15 protein-coding genes and 1 pseudogene are annotated in these 13,249 nt (G+C 40.5%); 6 read left to right on the plus strand and 10 right to left on the minus strand.

Features of this window, described 5'->3' with window-relative positions; genetic code table 11:
- Positions 1–34: 34 nt before the first annotated feature.
- The gene (locus V6N89_RS15100) at positions 35–832 is read left to right on the plus strand and encodes a sulfotransferase (RefSeq protein WP_431189734.1); all 798 of its coding nucleotides are present in this window, start codon (positions 35–37) and stop codon (positions 830–832) included.
- A gap of 26 nt (positions 833–858) precedes the next feature.
- Positions 859–1,014, plus strand: a pseudogene (locus V6N89_RS15105) (IS3-like element ISAma2 family transposase); the annotation flags it as partial.
- Positions 1,015–1,075: 61 nt separating this feature from the next.
- Here V6N89_RS15105 and V6N89_RS15110 read toward each other — a convergent pair.
- The 7 genes from V6N89_RS15110 to V6N89_RS15140 form a co-directional block, all read right to left on the minus strand.
- Entirely contained in the window at positions 1,076–1,933 is an 858-nt protein-coding gene (locus V6N89_RS15110) for a glycosyltransferase (RefSeq protein WP_338518270.1), read from the minus strand.
- A gap of 169 nt (positions 1,934–2,102) precedes the next feature.
- Entirely contained in the window at positions 2,103–2,864 is a 762-nt protein-coding gene (locus tag V6N89_RS15115; protein WP_346992893.1) for a hypothetical protein, read from the minus strand.
- Positions 2,758–3,153 carry a glycosyltransferase family 2 protein gene (locus V6N89_RS15120; protein ID WP_346992894.1) on the minus strand — a complete coding sequence of 132 codons (396 nt, stop codon included), beginning with the start codon at positions 3,151–3,153 and terminating at the stop codon, positions 2,758–2,760. Before V6N89_RS15120 ends, V6N89_RS15115 begins: the two co-directional genes overlap by 107 nt.
- A 1-nt stretch (position 3,154) precedes the next feature.
- Positions 3,155–4,003 (minus strand): glycosyltransferase family 2 protein, encoded by an 849-nt coding sequence (locus V6N89_RS15125; RefSeq protein WP_338518273.1) that lies wholly within the window; start codon positions 4,001–4,003, stop codon positions 3,155–3,157.
- Between the two features lies 1 nt (position 4,004).
- On the minus strand, positions 4,005–5,171 hold the full coding sequence (locus V6N89_RS15130; protein ID WP_338518274.1) for a glycosyltransferase: 1,167 nt from the start codon (positions 5,169–5,171) through the stop codon (positions 4,005–4,007).
- Positions 5,134–5,484 (minus strand): hypothetical protein, encoded by a 351-nt coding sequence (locus V6N89_RS15135; protein ID WP_338518275.1) that lies wholly within the window; start codon positions 5,482–5,484, stop codon positions 5,134–5,136. The genes V6N89_RS15130 and V6N89_RS15135 overlap by 38 nt, the downstream gene beginning before the upstream one ends.
- 92 nt (positions 5,485–5,576) lie before the next feature.
- Entirely contained in the window at positions 5,577–6,167 is a 591-nt protein-coding gene (locus V6N89_RS15140; protein WP_338518276.1) for a glycosyltransferase family 2 protein, read from the minus strand.
- 210 nt (positions 6,168–6,377) lie between these two features.
- On the opposite strand from V6N89_RS15140, the gene V6N89_RS15145 reads away from it, so the two are divergent.
- The 4 genes from V6N89_RS15145 to V6N89_RS15160 are packed head-to-tail and all read left to right on the plus strand — an operon-like array spanning position 6,378 to position 9,233.
- Positions 6,378–7,385, plus strand: coding sequence for a glycosyltransferase (locus V6N89_RS15145; RefSeq protein ID WP_346992895.1), 1,008 nt, complete (start codon positions 6,378–6,380; stop codon positions 7,383–7,385).
- A 33-nt stretch (positions 7,386–7,418) separates the two neighbouring features.
- Positions 7,419–7,604, plus strand: coding sequence for a hypothetical protein (locus V6N89_RS15150; RefSeq protein WP_338518278.1), 186 nt, complete (start codon positions 7,419–7,421; stop codon positions 7,602–7,604).
- A gap of 16 nt (positions 7,605–7,620) precedes the next feature.
- Positions 7,621–8,199, plus strand: coding sequence for an acyltransferase (locus tag V6N89_RS15155; protein WP_338518279.1), 579 nt, complete (start codon positions 7,621–7,623; stop codon positions 8,197–8,199).
- 2 nt (positions 8,200–8,201) lie between these two features.
- Positions 8,202–9,233, plus strand: coding sequence for a right-handed parallel beta-helix repeat-containing protein (locus V6N89_RS15160; RefSeq protein WP_338518280.1), 1,032 nt, complete (start codon positions 8,202–8,204; stop codon positions 9,231–9,233).
- Here V6N89_RS15160 and V6N89_RS15165 read toward each other — a convergent pair.
- Genes V6N89_RS15165 through xrtA form a run of 3 tightly spaced genes read right to left on the minus strand, consistent with a single transcriptional unit; the run spans position 9,181 to position 13,244 of the window.
- Entirely contained in the window at positions 9,181–10,668 is a 1,488-nt protein-coding gene (locus tag V6N89_RS15165) for an oligosaccharide flippase family protein (protein WP_338518281.1), read from the minus strand. The genes V6N89_RS15160 and V6N89_RS15165 overlap by 53 nt on opposite strands.
- Positions 10,649–11,797: a glycosyltransferase family 4 protein gene (locus V6N89_RS15170; RefSeq protein WP_346992896.1), complete on the minus strand. Its 1,149-nt coding sequence runs from the start codon at positions 11,795–11,797 to the stop codon at positions 10,649–10,651. Before V6N89_RS15170 ends, V6N89_RS15165 begins: the two co-directional genes overlap by 20 nt.
- The gene (gene xrtA, locus V6N89_RS15175; protein ID WP_338518284.1) at positions 11,790–13,244 is read right to left on the minus strand and encodes an exosortase A; all 1,455 of its coding nucleotides are present in this window, start codon (positions 13,242–13,244) and stop codon (positions 11,790–11,792) included. The genes V6N89_RS15170 and xrtA overlap by 8 nt, the downstream gene beginning before the upstream one ends.
- Between the last annotated feature and the right edge of the window lie 5 nt (positions 13,245–13,249).

The following is a 13,249-nucleotide window of genomic DNA, read 5'->3' on the forward strand; positions in this document are numbered from 1 at the left end:
TCCGCATGTTTTCGCAAATTTAAGGTTCACAGTAATGAAAATAAATAGTTCTTGCAGCTTAAAAGAAAATGTATTGGCTATGATTTATGGCGAAAAAAATACCAAGTTGGTTGTGCTAGGACATCAAAAGTCAGGTACGACGGTTATTGGAAACTTGATTTCTAAAGCTACAGGCCTCTCGTACTCTAATGACCCGACATATGCTGTCAAGGTTGGGGATAGTGAAATAATAAATCAGTTTTATCACTCGCCGTCTTCATTTAATTCCTTAAGCAAATCCAAAAAGTCTTTTTTTTATCAACAAATTGTAAAAGATCCAGAATTTACATTGAATTTCGAACTAGTTGAAAAATTATATCCTAATGCCGATTTTGTCTTTATAGCACGTAGCCCACATCAGACGATACGTTCTATATTTAATCGACTGAAGTTAGACGGGACACTCGACTCTCAGCATGTCAAAGTATCTGACATGTATAATGGAAATCAACTTTGGTCGTTTATTTTAAATGGTGAGGAAAACGACTACACAGTCGTTGAAAATTTAGCTAGGAGAATCGAAAAATGCACAGAGAACTATTTAGAAAACAAAGACAAAATGTATTTAGTTCGCTATGAAGACTTCGTGAAAAATAAATCGGAATCTATATTCCAGATTGTTAATGACCTTTCACTAGAAAAAAAATATGATATTGATTCATTTGTCGATATTCAATATCAACCTAAAGGGCATATAGAAACTGATTTGAATAAATTTTTTGGTAATAAAAACTACCAGAAAATAGCTAATTTATGTCCTAAGACAATGGAAGCTTTTTCCTACACTCACTGAAACTAATTGGTGAATTTAGCAGATACCTTGTTTTTGAGGTCGATACTTCTTTGCCCGCTGGCTGTATCGTGCGCGAGTTAGAACAGCTTAAGGCTGAGCGAGGATTACCAACTCAGCTGCGCATGGATAGTGGCCTAGAGCTAATTTCAGCGAAGCTGACAGATTGGAGTGAAACCAATAATCATTTGACGTTTTTCGAAGTTAATACAATATTGAATAATTACTTGGACTAGCAGTAGTTAATTAAGTCGCAACTTTAAACAATCTGTAAATTGTTTTTGACAACAATAATCGACAGGTAGATATTTTGTTTAAGTATTTAAACATTAACCAGAAATCTTTCCAGTTAATCGCGATTGAATAATAAGTTTGCTTGCTACACAACGCATACGCTAAATACTTTTCTTGTTGGTATTCAGGGTATTTTTGAGTAAATATCGTAATCGCTTTTTCTACCGATACAGGGCTTTTGCTGATCCGAATGTCAGCGCTCCCGTCCATGATATAGCTGTAATTATCTAGTAGAATCGCGGGTCCGAAGTTTTTGATCATTCGAATCCACATGTCGTAGTCTTGCCAAGCGGGTAAGGTCACATCAAATAAACCCGAGTCTACAAAAAATCGTTTTGGCGCAAACACTTGATTGTTGATGAAATTCCCTTGAAAGATGATGTTTTTGTCAATTTCTGAATAGTTACAACGGCGCTTTTTGCGTTTATCAGTTTCAACGTAGATGTAATTGGTAAACAGGCACGCATCACCGTGTTTTGCGGTCCAATTATAAAATTCTGCTAATCGCTCTGGTGTGAACGTATCGTCGTCATCTAAGCCCGTAATATATTCACCAGTTGCCGCGATAATTGCTTTGTTTCTGGCTACACAAGCTCCTTGTCGCCCTTGTGTGCTCAACTGAATCACATTGTTGTTTTTTAGATAGGACAATATTTGTTCTGGCAAAGTATCACCGTCGTTAACAACAAGAATTTCAACGTTTGGATATGTTTGGTTTAGCACCGAGTCGACCGCTTTTTGTAGTTCGTCAGGTCGATTAAACGTTGGAATATAAACCGAAATTAAAGGTGTTTTAGTTTGTGCTTTCATTGTTAAATCGACCTAACTAAACTTATTTAAGTAAGCTGTTATAAATAAAATATGTTCAAACATTTGATCAGTCGTTTCAATAAAGCGAGGTCTTTTTAGCAGAAGTGCGCCTCTTAAAGTGTCGAACTTTTGAGCATTTGGCAGTGAGTTGTAAATCTTACGTTCGAGACTATTCAACATGAGCGTTTTTCATGCGCCTTTTGATGATTTTGAACACTTCGTTGACAATAGGTTGAGAAAAACTACGCAGCTTTAGTGCGCCTGCCAACTTCTGCTTCTTTGACCGTAACCAACCTTTTAGCAACCAACGTGCGGCCAATTGTTTCAGCTGCTGCTGACTTTTTGCATTGAGTTTTTTTGTTTTTGTGACTGAATCAAGCAAAGCGTTAAAAAGTCGTGTTGCTGAGTCGAAGTCTTTGGCGGTTAGATAATTATGAGTAAACAATACGTTCATCGTCCCGAGTAAATCTCTGGCGTAATGTTTTGCCAAATCTGGGAATTCTCGTCGGATATTGTTTTTAACGATTTCTGCTGTTTTTGCCATTTGCGCTTCAAATTTGGTAGCGGAAATATTGTTGTCATGCAAACGATATTCAATCAGAGGCTCTTGTATTACGTGAATCTCACCGTAAGCCGCCATTCGTGACCACATATCAAAATCTTCCGCTGGAAACATATCGTCTTTGTAACGCAATCCATGCTCGGTTATAAGACTTGTACGGAACATGGCGGATGGATGCATTAACACGGGACGAAACAGATTTATCCAATACACCTCCCAAGCTTCGCCTGCTTCAATCGTAAGTTTGTAACGTTTGTCATTTTTATCGATTGTGTAATAACCGAGTGCCAACCAAAACAATTTCTGCTTGAGATTGAAGGGTGTTAACTTGTTTTTTGAAGCGGTCTGGGAAGGAATAATCATCACCATCCATGCGCGCGATATATTCTCCGCTCGCTTGCTCTAATCCTGCATTTAAATTGGGTAGCAAACCTAGATTTTTTTCATTTAGAGTTAGTTTTATGCGTGGGTCTTGTTGCGCATACTGTTGCAACTTCTCTCTGGAACCGTCAGTTGAGCCGTCGTCGAATATCAGAAACTCAAAATGCTCATAACTCTGCGCCAAAATGCTGGCGACGGCTTTTTCGATATAATCGATATTGTTATATACCGACATGACGACACTGACCAGCGGTGTTTGTTGAGTCATGTTGTTCATATTACCACTTACTCATTTTGGCTTGTAAGTAACCCCAAACATAAAAGGGCATTAACAGCAATAGAGCAAAATAATCCCAACCATCAAACTTTCCGCCACCATTGCTTGGCTCAGGTTTTCCGCCGCGCAATGCACGAGAGTAACCGCCGTAATAGATGCGTTTGGAAATCCATTTAAAGCTAACTCGCTCAGGCATGACTTGATGTTGGACCGCTGCGGAACCAACATATATAACGTCTAAACCTTTGTCGTTGGCATCTGAACATAGTTGGGTTTCTTCACCGCCCAATAACTTACCGTTTTGGCGGCCAAGCTCTTCATCAAAATGCGCCAAATCGCCTAGTAAGGCTTTATTTATTGCGAAATTTGCGCCAATCACTTTTTTAACTTTGAAGGTAGTTTCGCCGAGGTTTAGCATTGAATATTGGTCGAGTACAAAGCGACTCTTCTGCAACAAGCCTGGGGGTTTATGCCATTTGGGAACAATCTTTCCGCCAGCAATTGCGGCTTGAGTTTTGCTCATTTCTACATAGAGCTGTTGCGCCCAGTTCGGCTCAGCGACAGCGTCGGTATCTATGTAAAACAATAAATCTGTTTGGCACTGGCAAATCGCTTCGTTACGAGCATAGGACAGACTTTTGGCCGGAATGACTTGGTAATCTAGATAGATGGAATCCGATGAATGTTGTTGGCAAAAAGTTCTTATTTCCTCGTTATTTTGTTGGTCCAACACAAAAACATGAGCACGAATATTTTTCTGTTGAGAAAGGGATTCCAATGTTTCTAAAAACAACCAGTTTGGCTCGGCGTAACGAGTCAGCGTAATACTTACATCAGGTGAAAAGCTCATCCTAAAGATTCCCAAGCGATAAGGTATTTTCGGTAAACTTTTGCCAACTGAACATTTTGCGGTAATCGACAATATGTTTCGCCATTTCATCGGTGTTACAGTTGTGAGTGAATTCCATTAACGATTCGGCAACTGACGTGGCGGATACGGCGCTGCCGATAAAACCAGTTTTACCTTGTTTTATTACCTCGTGAAATGCTGGTAAATTTGTCGCAATTACCGGTTTTTGGTAATGATAAGCCAATGGAATTACGCCCGTTCCAGTCATGCTACGGTATGGTAGTACAACCGCATCTGCGCGATGAAAGTATTCTGCAGCTTGTTGATCAGAGACGTAGCGATCTACAAATTCGATTTTGTCAACAAGTCCCAACGCTTGTGCCTGATTTTTGTATTGATTTATATCGCTCCAACATTCACCGACAATACTTAAATGATAATCTATGTCATCAGGTAACTGCGACAGTGCCTCTAAAAGGATATCCAAGCCTTTGTAATCTCTAATAATACCAAAAAACAGTAGTTCGAGATTTGCTCGTTTCTTTAGTTCACCTAGCGCTTGAGGGTATTGGTCAAAGATAGGATGCGGAGTAATTACAATCTTAGGGGTTTCAATCACTTGGTTTATATCATCTGCAAGTGACTGATTGTGGCAAACAAAACTTGTAGAATTAAGTAGTTGGTACTTCATTAGTACATTCTTAATATGGCCTGCTTCATGGTCAAAAGCGTTGTGCACAATAGAGATTACATGAATACCTGAGCGTCTTAAAGCGCGACTAATCCAACCTAAACACGGTGCAACAAAAAATGTCCATGCAGGAATAATGACTATATCCGTATTGGATCTTTTAATGCTAACGATCACTTTTTGCCAAGTTAAGGGATTGAGGGTATCGATCCAAAATTTGGCACCAAGTTGCTCGGGCGGCCGTAGATACTTATCGCGGTCGCCATCACCGGGAAACAGAATTTTTGGATACAGACGTTTGAACGAATAAACCTGTAACTCGACATCAGCTCGATTACACAGCTCAAGCGCTATCTGATTAGAATGCTTGGCAACTCCACTTCTAAATGGTTCTATGGGTCCTATAAAAGCGACTCTTTTTTTCTTTTCCATATCGCCATTAATTCCTGTCGCTTTCGCCGCATTCTTTCTTTTCAATTACACCTTTATCAGATAAATCAGAACTCAATCGGCTACTGCCATACTCATTATGAATAACCAGTTCCATTCGTCGTACTTTTTCCAAGGTTTGCTCGATTAACTGACGATTAAAGTTTATTAAGTCTGCAATTAATGCTATGAGGAATGTGAATGCGCCGAGTAGCGAAATAACGCTACCCAATATTAATGATTGAACATGTCCATCACCTTCACCCATGAAGTAATAAACCAAAAATCGAACGATAGGAATTAAGCCTACTAATGTAATTAGTGCACCGAGCAATACAAACACTCTTAACGGTTGATACATTGTGTACATACGTACGATTGTGGTCAGCTGTCGCTCAATAAATTTGGGAATACTGGTGAAAAGGCGAGATTCTCGGGTTTTGGCATTGGTCTCTACCTAAGCACATGAGAAACTGCCATGTGCTTTTTACCCGATTGTATTAGTGCTTCAATGGTGTAACTAAACGGGCTGATTATATTCAGTTGCAGTGCAGCTTCTCTGCTGTAGGCACGAAAACCACTTACTGCATCTGGCACCTGTACTCCAGACACCTTCTTTACAACGTAACTACCAAGGCGCTGCAAGAGCTTTTTAACTGGCGAAAAATGCTCAATATTTTGTGTTTTTCTGTCACCAACAACCACATCGGCTTTTTCATCTAAAATAGGTTGAATTAGCTTTGGAATATCCCACCCCGCGTACTGGTTATCACCGTCTGTGTTAACAATAATATCAGCCCCAAGCTTTAAACACTCATCAATTCCTTTTCTGAAGGTTCGCGCAAGGCCGCGATTGTTTTTGTTGCGAATAATATGGTCGACGCCAAGAGACTTAGCTACTTCAACAGTGTGGTCTGTCGAGCCATCGTCGATAATCATGATTTCAACCGTGTCAACACCCTCAATTTTTCGTGGAATGTCTCTGTATGTATCAGGGAGTGTATGCTCTTCGTTGTAACAAGGAATTTGTACAATCAGCTTCACGGCTTTCCTTCTCCAAAAATAATGAATATTGAGTTTTGGTAGTTTGACAGATTTACTCTTTAATGAGCAAGCGCAAATTGGCAATTGCCGCTATGCAAGCCAATATTTATTCCCAGTTAATTAAAAAGTCATGGTCAACTATTTACACTTCAATCATGCTTGCCCAACATGTAGACTTATATTTTCATCGTAAAAACAGAGTGAAAGGCTTTGAGCAAACGGATTTTAGTAGTAAGTCAACGTGTTCCTTATCCTCCTAATAAAGGGGAAAAGATACGCACGTTCCATCAAATACAATGTTTAATCAACGAAGGCTACAAGGTCGATGTTTGCTGTTCTATTTCTGATGATGAAGAGAAAAAACAGTTAAGTGATTTGAATGAAAAAATTAATGGAAGTACGTTTGGCTTTTCTTACAAAACACCTAGGTGGTTGCGATTATTCAAGGGCTTGTTTTCTTCAAAGTCGCTGTCTGAGGCAAACTTTCACAACATGGCGCTGCAGCATTGGCTGACAAATTACGCAAGCGCAAATGAATATTTGGCCGCACTATTTACCGCTTCAAGCTTATTTACATATGCTAGCGCACTTGAAAAAGAGAGCAACCGCAAAAGATCTCAGCATACACCACGCATTTTAATTGACTTTATGGACGTGGATTCTGACAAGTGGCAACAGTATGCCGCGCAAAGCAGTTGGCCGATGACACAGCTTTACCGACGCGAAGCAAGCTTAGTAAGAAAGCTTGAAAAGGCCTGCGTGCATATTGCAGACAAAGTATTTTTGATAGCACAATCCGAAATTGCGTTGTTTAGCAAAACTGTGGTCAGTTCATCCAATGTTGTGGAACTTGGCAATGGCATAGACGCACATGAATTCAAGCCTGCTGCATCAAACTTTTCAACAAAACCGTCAAATTACAATTTATTATTTACTGGTGTTATGGATTACAAGCCAAACATTGACGCGGTGCTATGGTTCACGAAGGAAATTTGGCCAAAGGTTGTGGACAAATTTCCAACCGCCACATTCACCATTGCAGGCATGAATCCCACCGATGCGGTTAAAAAGTTGTCTGAGCTGCAGGGAATAGAAGTAACGGGGTTTGTTGACGATATAATGCCTTACTTTCAAAACGCTTCTGCATTTGTCGCGCCCTTTCAAATAGCCCGTGGAGTTCAAAACAAGGTACTGCAAGCTATGTCATGCGGGCTGTAGGTTGTAACAACAACCATGGGAGCAGAAGGCATTATGTGCAAACATGAAACGAATGTGCTTATTGCAGATAAGCCTGAAGCATTTGCCCACGCATTAATAAACGTGCTCAACTCTACGACGATGGCGAATTTACTTGCTCAAAATGCGAGGCAGACCATACTCGACCACTACTCTTGGGAGAGCAAAATGGAGCCTTTCATCAAAACCTTAAAACAATAATAAGAAGTTAACGACTATGAAGTTTATGATAAAAAAATGTATTCATGTCATGTCCCTCATTGTAGTTTGCCCTCTTTTTTTGCTTTATTTCGCTTTGAAACTTTTTCCATCAAGTAATTCTTTTGCGGCATTCAGTCAATTTTTGAGCCTATTTCCTGGCAAGCTGGGGAATTTTTTAAGAGGTGCGTTTTATCGACTAACCGTCAAAGACTATTCTCAAGATTCTTTTATAGGGTTTGCAACATTGTTAAGCCAAGCCAATACCACTATTGGGCAAGGCGTATATATTGGACCGCAGTGTAATATAGGTGCTTGTATAATTGAGAAAGACTGCTTATTAGGCAGCGGCGTACACATATTAAGTGGAAAGCAGCAACATAACTTTACTGATCTACAAACGCCAATAAGAGACCAAGGCGGCACCTTTACTCCTATCACTATAGGCGAGGACACTTGGATAGGGAATGGAGCGATTGTAATGGCTAATGTAGGTAAGAAATGTGTTATTGCCGCTGGTGCAGTAGTGACAAAAGATATTCCCGATTTTGCGATTGTTGGTGGAAACCCCGCAACTATTATAAAAATGAGAAAGTAACAATGAGAATTTTAACCTTCATTGCCGTTTTATTTACGCACTTCTGTAGCTTGGCGTCGGTAACGGTCGACAGTGTTGAAGACTTATCAAGGGCTATTACTCGGCCCGACACTCAAATTATTGTTCTACCCGGCGTATATAGGCTTAATCATCGGCTGCAAATAACCGCAAACAATGTTGCTATTAGCGGGTCTACAGGTAACCCCAACGATATAATTTTTCAGGGAAGCGGCATGCGCGCCCCTATTCCACATAGCGGCGCAGAAGTACTTATCGATGTTCATGCGGACAACTTTTCACTATCTGGCGTTACACTTGAGCAAAGCACCAACCATCTCATTCAGGTAAGGGCAGAAACTGGAGCAGACAACTTTACGTTAACTAACAGTATACTGCGCGATAGTTACCAGCAATTACTTAAGGTTAGCGCAAGCGCTAAAACCAACTCTTTGTTTTCAGAAAGTGGAACAGTTCAGAATTGTCTATTTACATACACCGCTGGCATTGGACCGAATTTTTATATAGGTGGAATAGATGCACATCGTGCAAAGAATTGGCGAGTTGAAAACAACCGCTTCGAGAACATAGCAAGCCCATCTGAACATGTTGCTGAGCATGCGATACATTTTTGGCGACAATCACAAAATACAGTGGTAAAAAACAACATTATTTTCAATAGTGATAGGGGCATTGGGTTTGGTCTGGACAATACTGAGAACGAGCACATTGGCGGCGTTATCGAAGGCAATATAATTATTCACAATAACAAGAACCATCCTTATAGAGATGCTGGCATTATATTGGAGAGCGCCCGCGCTACCAAAGTGATTGCCAATAATGTTTTGCTAACATCAGGCTACCCTAACGCAATCGAATTTCGATTTGTACACACACAAGACGTAGAAATTAGCAGCAACACTGTGCTAGGTAAAATAATGCCTAGAGATGGCGCTTCGGGAGTGATAGATAACAACACACAACTTAGTGTGAACGCCGAAGAGCGCTCAGTGTGGTCCAAGCTTCTTGGAAAATAAATATGAGCTGCCCACGATAGACTTTTGGCGATAACCAAAACATGTACGAGAAAGTTAAAACAATGTAAACCGCTCCAAATACAATAGAGATTATAGCAAGCTTAAACGGCGCCCATAACAAGGCGATGTGGCTTGCCACGAAAGCGGCCGCTTCACCAGAACCGACACTGATAAAGGCAAATGCCAATAAATTAACAAAAACGCCAATCAGTGCCTTCCATTGCTTTGAGTACAAGATGCCAACAGCAAGTCCGGTCAGCAAGAAGCCTGCTCCAACGCGTGCTTCTATTACCCACAAAATATCCATCTTAACTTTCAATGCTACCAGTAAAACAAACGCAATAAATAGCAAGGAAAGCACATCAAAGAAAAACAAAAAGCTAACTTTCCCCTGAGAAATAAGGCCTTGTTCGGTAATTTGCAGTACTACCCAATAAAAGAATAGAAAAATGAGATAGGGCATAAAGCTCGAAGCTAGCGCCCACTGTTCGCCCAGTAGAGCCAATACAACAATATCTGCGAAGTAGTTGACGAATACTGTGATCGGCGTAGCAATAAGTAAAGCAACGCAATAACTTACTGCTACTTTTTCCAACAACGCTTTCCCTTGTATTGTTTCGCTTCGAAATGAAGCAATAAGGGGTTCTATTGCGGGGCCTAGCAAAAACCGACCCGGCAACATTGCTACATCCCTTGCCATATAATAATGACCAGTAACTGTTGCTGAAAAGAATTTTGCTACAAGCAGCGTATCTAGCTGAGACCGAAGGTAACCTGCAATTTGCTTACCTAGAAGCCACTTTGAAAACATCCATTGCTCTTTTATTTTTACTAACATAAATATGGGGCGTTGCTTAGAAATTAGGTAACTTGCCCCCAAAAGTAAAACAGCACCACCTATATCTGCAAAAACAAAAGCCCAAACATTTTCATATAAAAGGGCACAAGAAATCAGCAATATTGTGGCACCAGCACGCTCTATTAACGTAGCCAAAGTAAGCGCCCCATACTTAAGGTGTCGCTTTAACTTCAAAAAATGAACCGAACATGAGGCCTTAAGCGGTAAAACTAGCGTTGCAGCCTGAAGCGGCGAGGTTAATGATGGCTGTTCAAAAAACGCTGCCGCAAACGGGGCTAGGGCAATCAACAACAGACAACAACCTGTTTTTATGACAAGGTTTAAAGACCATGCACTGTGAAGGTCGAAATACGAAACTCGTCTTTTCTGCAGTATATAGGTTTCACTTGCTACGTCCCCTAGAACATCTACAAAGTAAAGTGTTATCGAAAGCAGTGCAGCAACTGCAAACACTTCTGGAGCAAGAACACGCGCTACAACTAAAGTGCTCAGTAATCCGAGCAGTTTACTGAGTATTTGTGCCGCGCTAGAAAAAGCTGAGCTAACTAGCGTTTTTTTAGTCAGTGAAACTGTCAAACAGAGCCTTTGCTTTTTTCACGTGAACGTCCCAAGAAAAAGTTTCTTTTACAAAAGAACTCGCAGAGGCACTTAATTTTGGAAGCTGATGCATGACCAGTGAAAACCCATCAACAATTTCTTCTGGCGAATTACAGTCTATTACGAACCCCGTCTCACCAACATTCATGGTTTCTCTCGTGCCACCAGAATTCCCAGCCACGACATATTTGCCGCATGCCTGGGCTTCTAGAAGAACCATTCCAAACCCTTCTATATCTCCCCCTATGGTCCTATTGGGCAAAACAAAAAGGTCGCACTGTTGATACATTGCAGCCATTTTATCGTCATCTGCATCTGTAACAACTCGCGCGCTTTCAGCTAAACCTAATGTATCAATTTGTTTGTTTAGTTCGTCTTTTAACTCGCCCCTTCCAATAATGGTGTAGTGCAAATCAGGGAAGCGTTTTAACAATTCAGGCATTGCTTGCAGGAAATAGTCTTGCCCTTTTCTTCGTTGTAGGCGCCCAACTGTTATAACGGCAAATTTATTGTTCCATCCAAAGGAGCTTCGTATTTGTGCATTTGGTGGCGCGGGGCAAAATTGTTGCGCATCAAAACCAGGGTGAAGAACCACACATTTTTCTGGCTTAGCAAAGTTCAAGGTTTGTACAAGGCGCTTGCTATTTTCACTATTGCAGATAAGAGTATGAGACTTATGACAAACTCGCTTTACCAAAAAACTGTGTTCGCGACTTATTGCGGCAACTTCAACATCTTCACCATGCACGTAACATACAACTTTCACGTTGGTGAACTTTGATACTAACCAGGCTATCACTCCCTCGTGAATCACTCGCCCACAGTGTATTTCTTTTATGCCGTGTTTCTTTATCAGCTTTAAAACGTGCCTAACGCTTTTGAAATAAAACGAAAGGTTTAGCGAGGCTCTTAACCCCCACTCTGCACTTTGCAAAGGTATTCGCTCTATTATCATTCCATTTGGTGAAGCAGCGATTTGTTCGTCAGATAAATTAGTAGCAATCACTACACTTTCGCTTGGCAATCTAGAATAGAGTTCCCAAAACCATCGTCCACTTCCTCCTTCTACTGGAGGAAAGTTCTCAGTAAGTACTAATGTTTTATTCATAATATTCGGTAATTTGAAACTCTATAGTGTTTGCTTCTTGAGGCACGGCTAGCATCAAAAGGCGACCACCGTTGTATTGACGCGTCATTTTTAAGAAGGTTACATATAATTTGGCTTTGATATTTGAAGTGAAAACTCGATTGTTAACTTCATACCATTTGGTTACCTTAACTTTTTGTTCTGTTGGCGATGTCAAATATATAAACGAAACCATGACCTGCTGGTCACCAATTTGGACCTTTTCACTTTTAGTATTTTCTAAAGACCATTCTTTTTCAGAGTAAAGCAGTGTTAGTCCGCTCACTAATTCGCTGTCTTGACTATAATAATTGGCCTGAATTAATACCGCCTGGCAGATATCACTTATGAGATACTGCTTTCGAGAAATCCCGTCAGCGCCCTCAACTACGGGTCGCCAACCAACATTATGCTTATTGCATTCTAAGAGCGATTGAATTTCCTTTTGACTAAAAGCGGCTTGAGTATTTTCTAGCCCACTTAAAGAATAGCTTGTTCCCCACAAACCAAATAAACACAATACTGAGAATATTGCTGTTGGCTTCTTGAGGCTTATATCAGCTGTCTGGTTTACATTTGCGTTTTGAGCCGTATCAACAGGTATGTTCTTATCGCGCATTAGCTCGCCGATACCCAGTAGACAAACGATAACAAATGCAAAGAAAAACCAACCATAAATAAGATGATCAGCGCCCGCCGCATACTCCATATCAGTTTTATGTGCGATATAAATAATGCCAAAAACTCTAATAACATTAGCTAAAACAGGCAAAAATACCGAGATGGTTACGAAAGCCAGCTTTTTCTTAATAGAAACAAAGCTCAAATAGGAAAACAGCGAGCCAATTACAATACTGACAATAAAGAAGCTAACACCTGAACACGCCTCTGCGACTAAAAAGCGACCAGCCGGAATTTCGATGTACAACCCGCTCCTATATAGAGGGATGCCCACGGCCTTGAGTAATGCTACTGAGCCATCTGCTGTAACTTCCTGAAGGTGAGGAATCAATTGCTCCCCTATCGGTATCGCAAACAATAAGAAGAAAAGAGGGAATATAATTACTTTAGAAGCGTCATGACCCAATAGAGACCAAATTAGCAATGGCAATATGGTGAATACAGCCACATGCATAAAAAGCTGGATATCACCGACTTGGCCTACAACATACAGAAAACAAAATGGAACAATACAAGCTAGGGGTAACAGGGTGGGCTTAATCGAGCAAGTAGGCACTTGATTGCGTTTTTGATAAATAAGATAAGCTGACGTAGGAACGACAAATAGGCAATGATTGAAAATTTCATTGCCCCACCAAATGTCAAAAGCGGTAACGATGCCTTGCCAGAAAAAAAGCGCCCAGAGAGCAATGGTTATCGAAAGTAACGTTACAAACTTCCTATTTGACTGCTTATCCATAAAGCTCATAAATT

The organism is Alteromonas gracilis, assembly GCF_036870955.2.
GTDB classification, from domain to species: Bacteria; Pseudomonadota; Gammaproteobacteria; order Enterobacterales; family Alteromonadaceae; genus Alteromonas; species Alteromonas gracilis_A.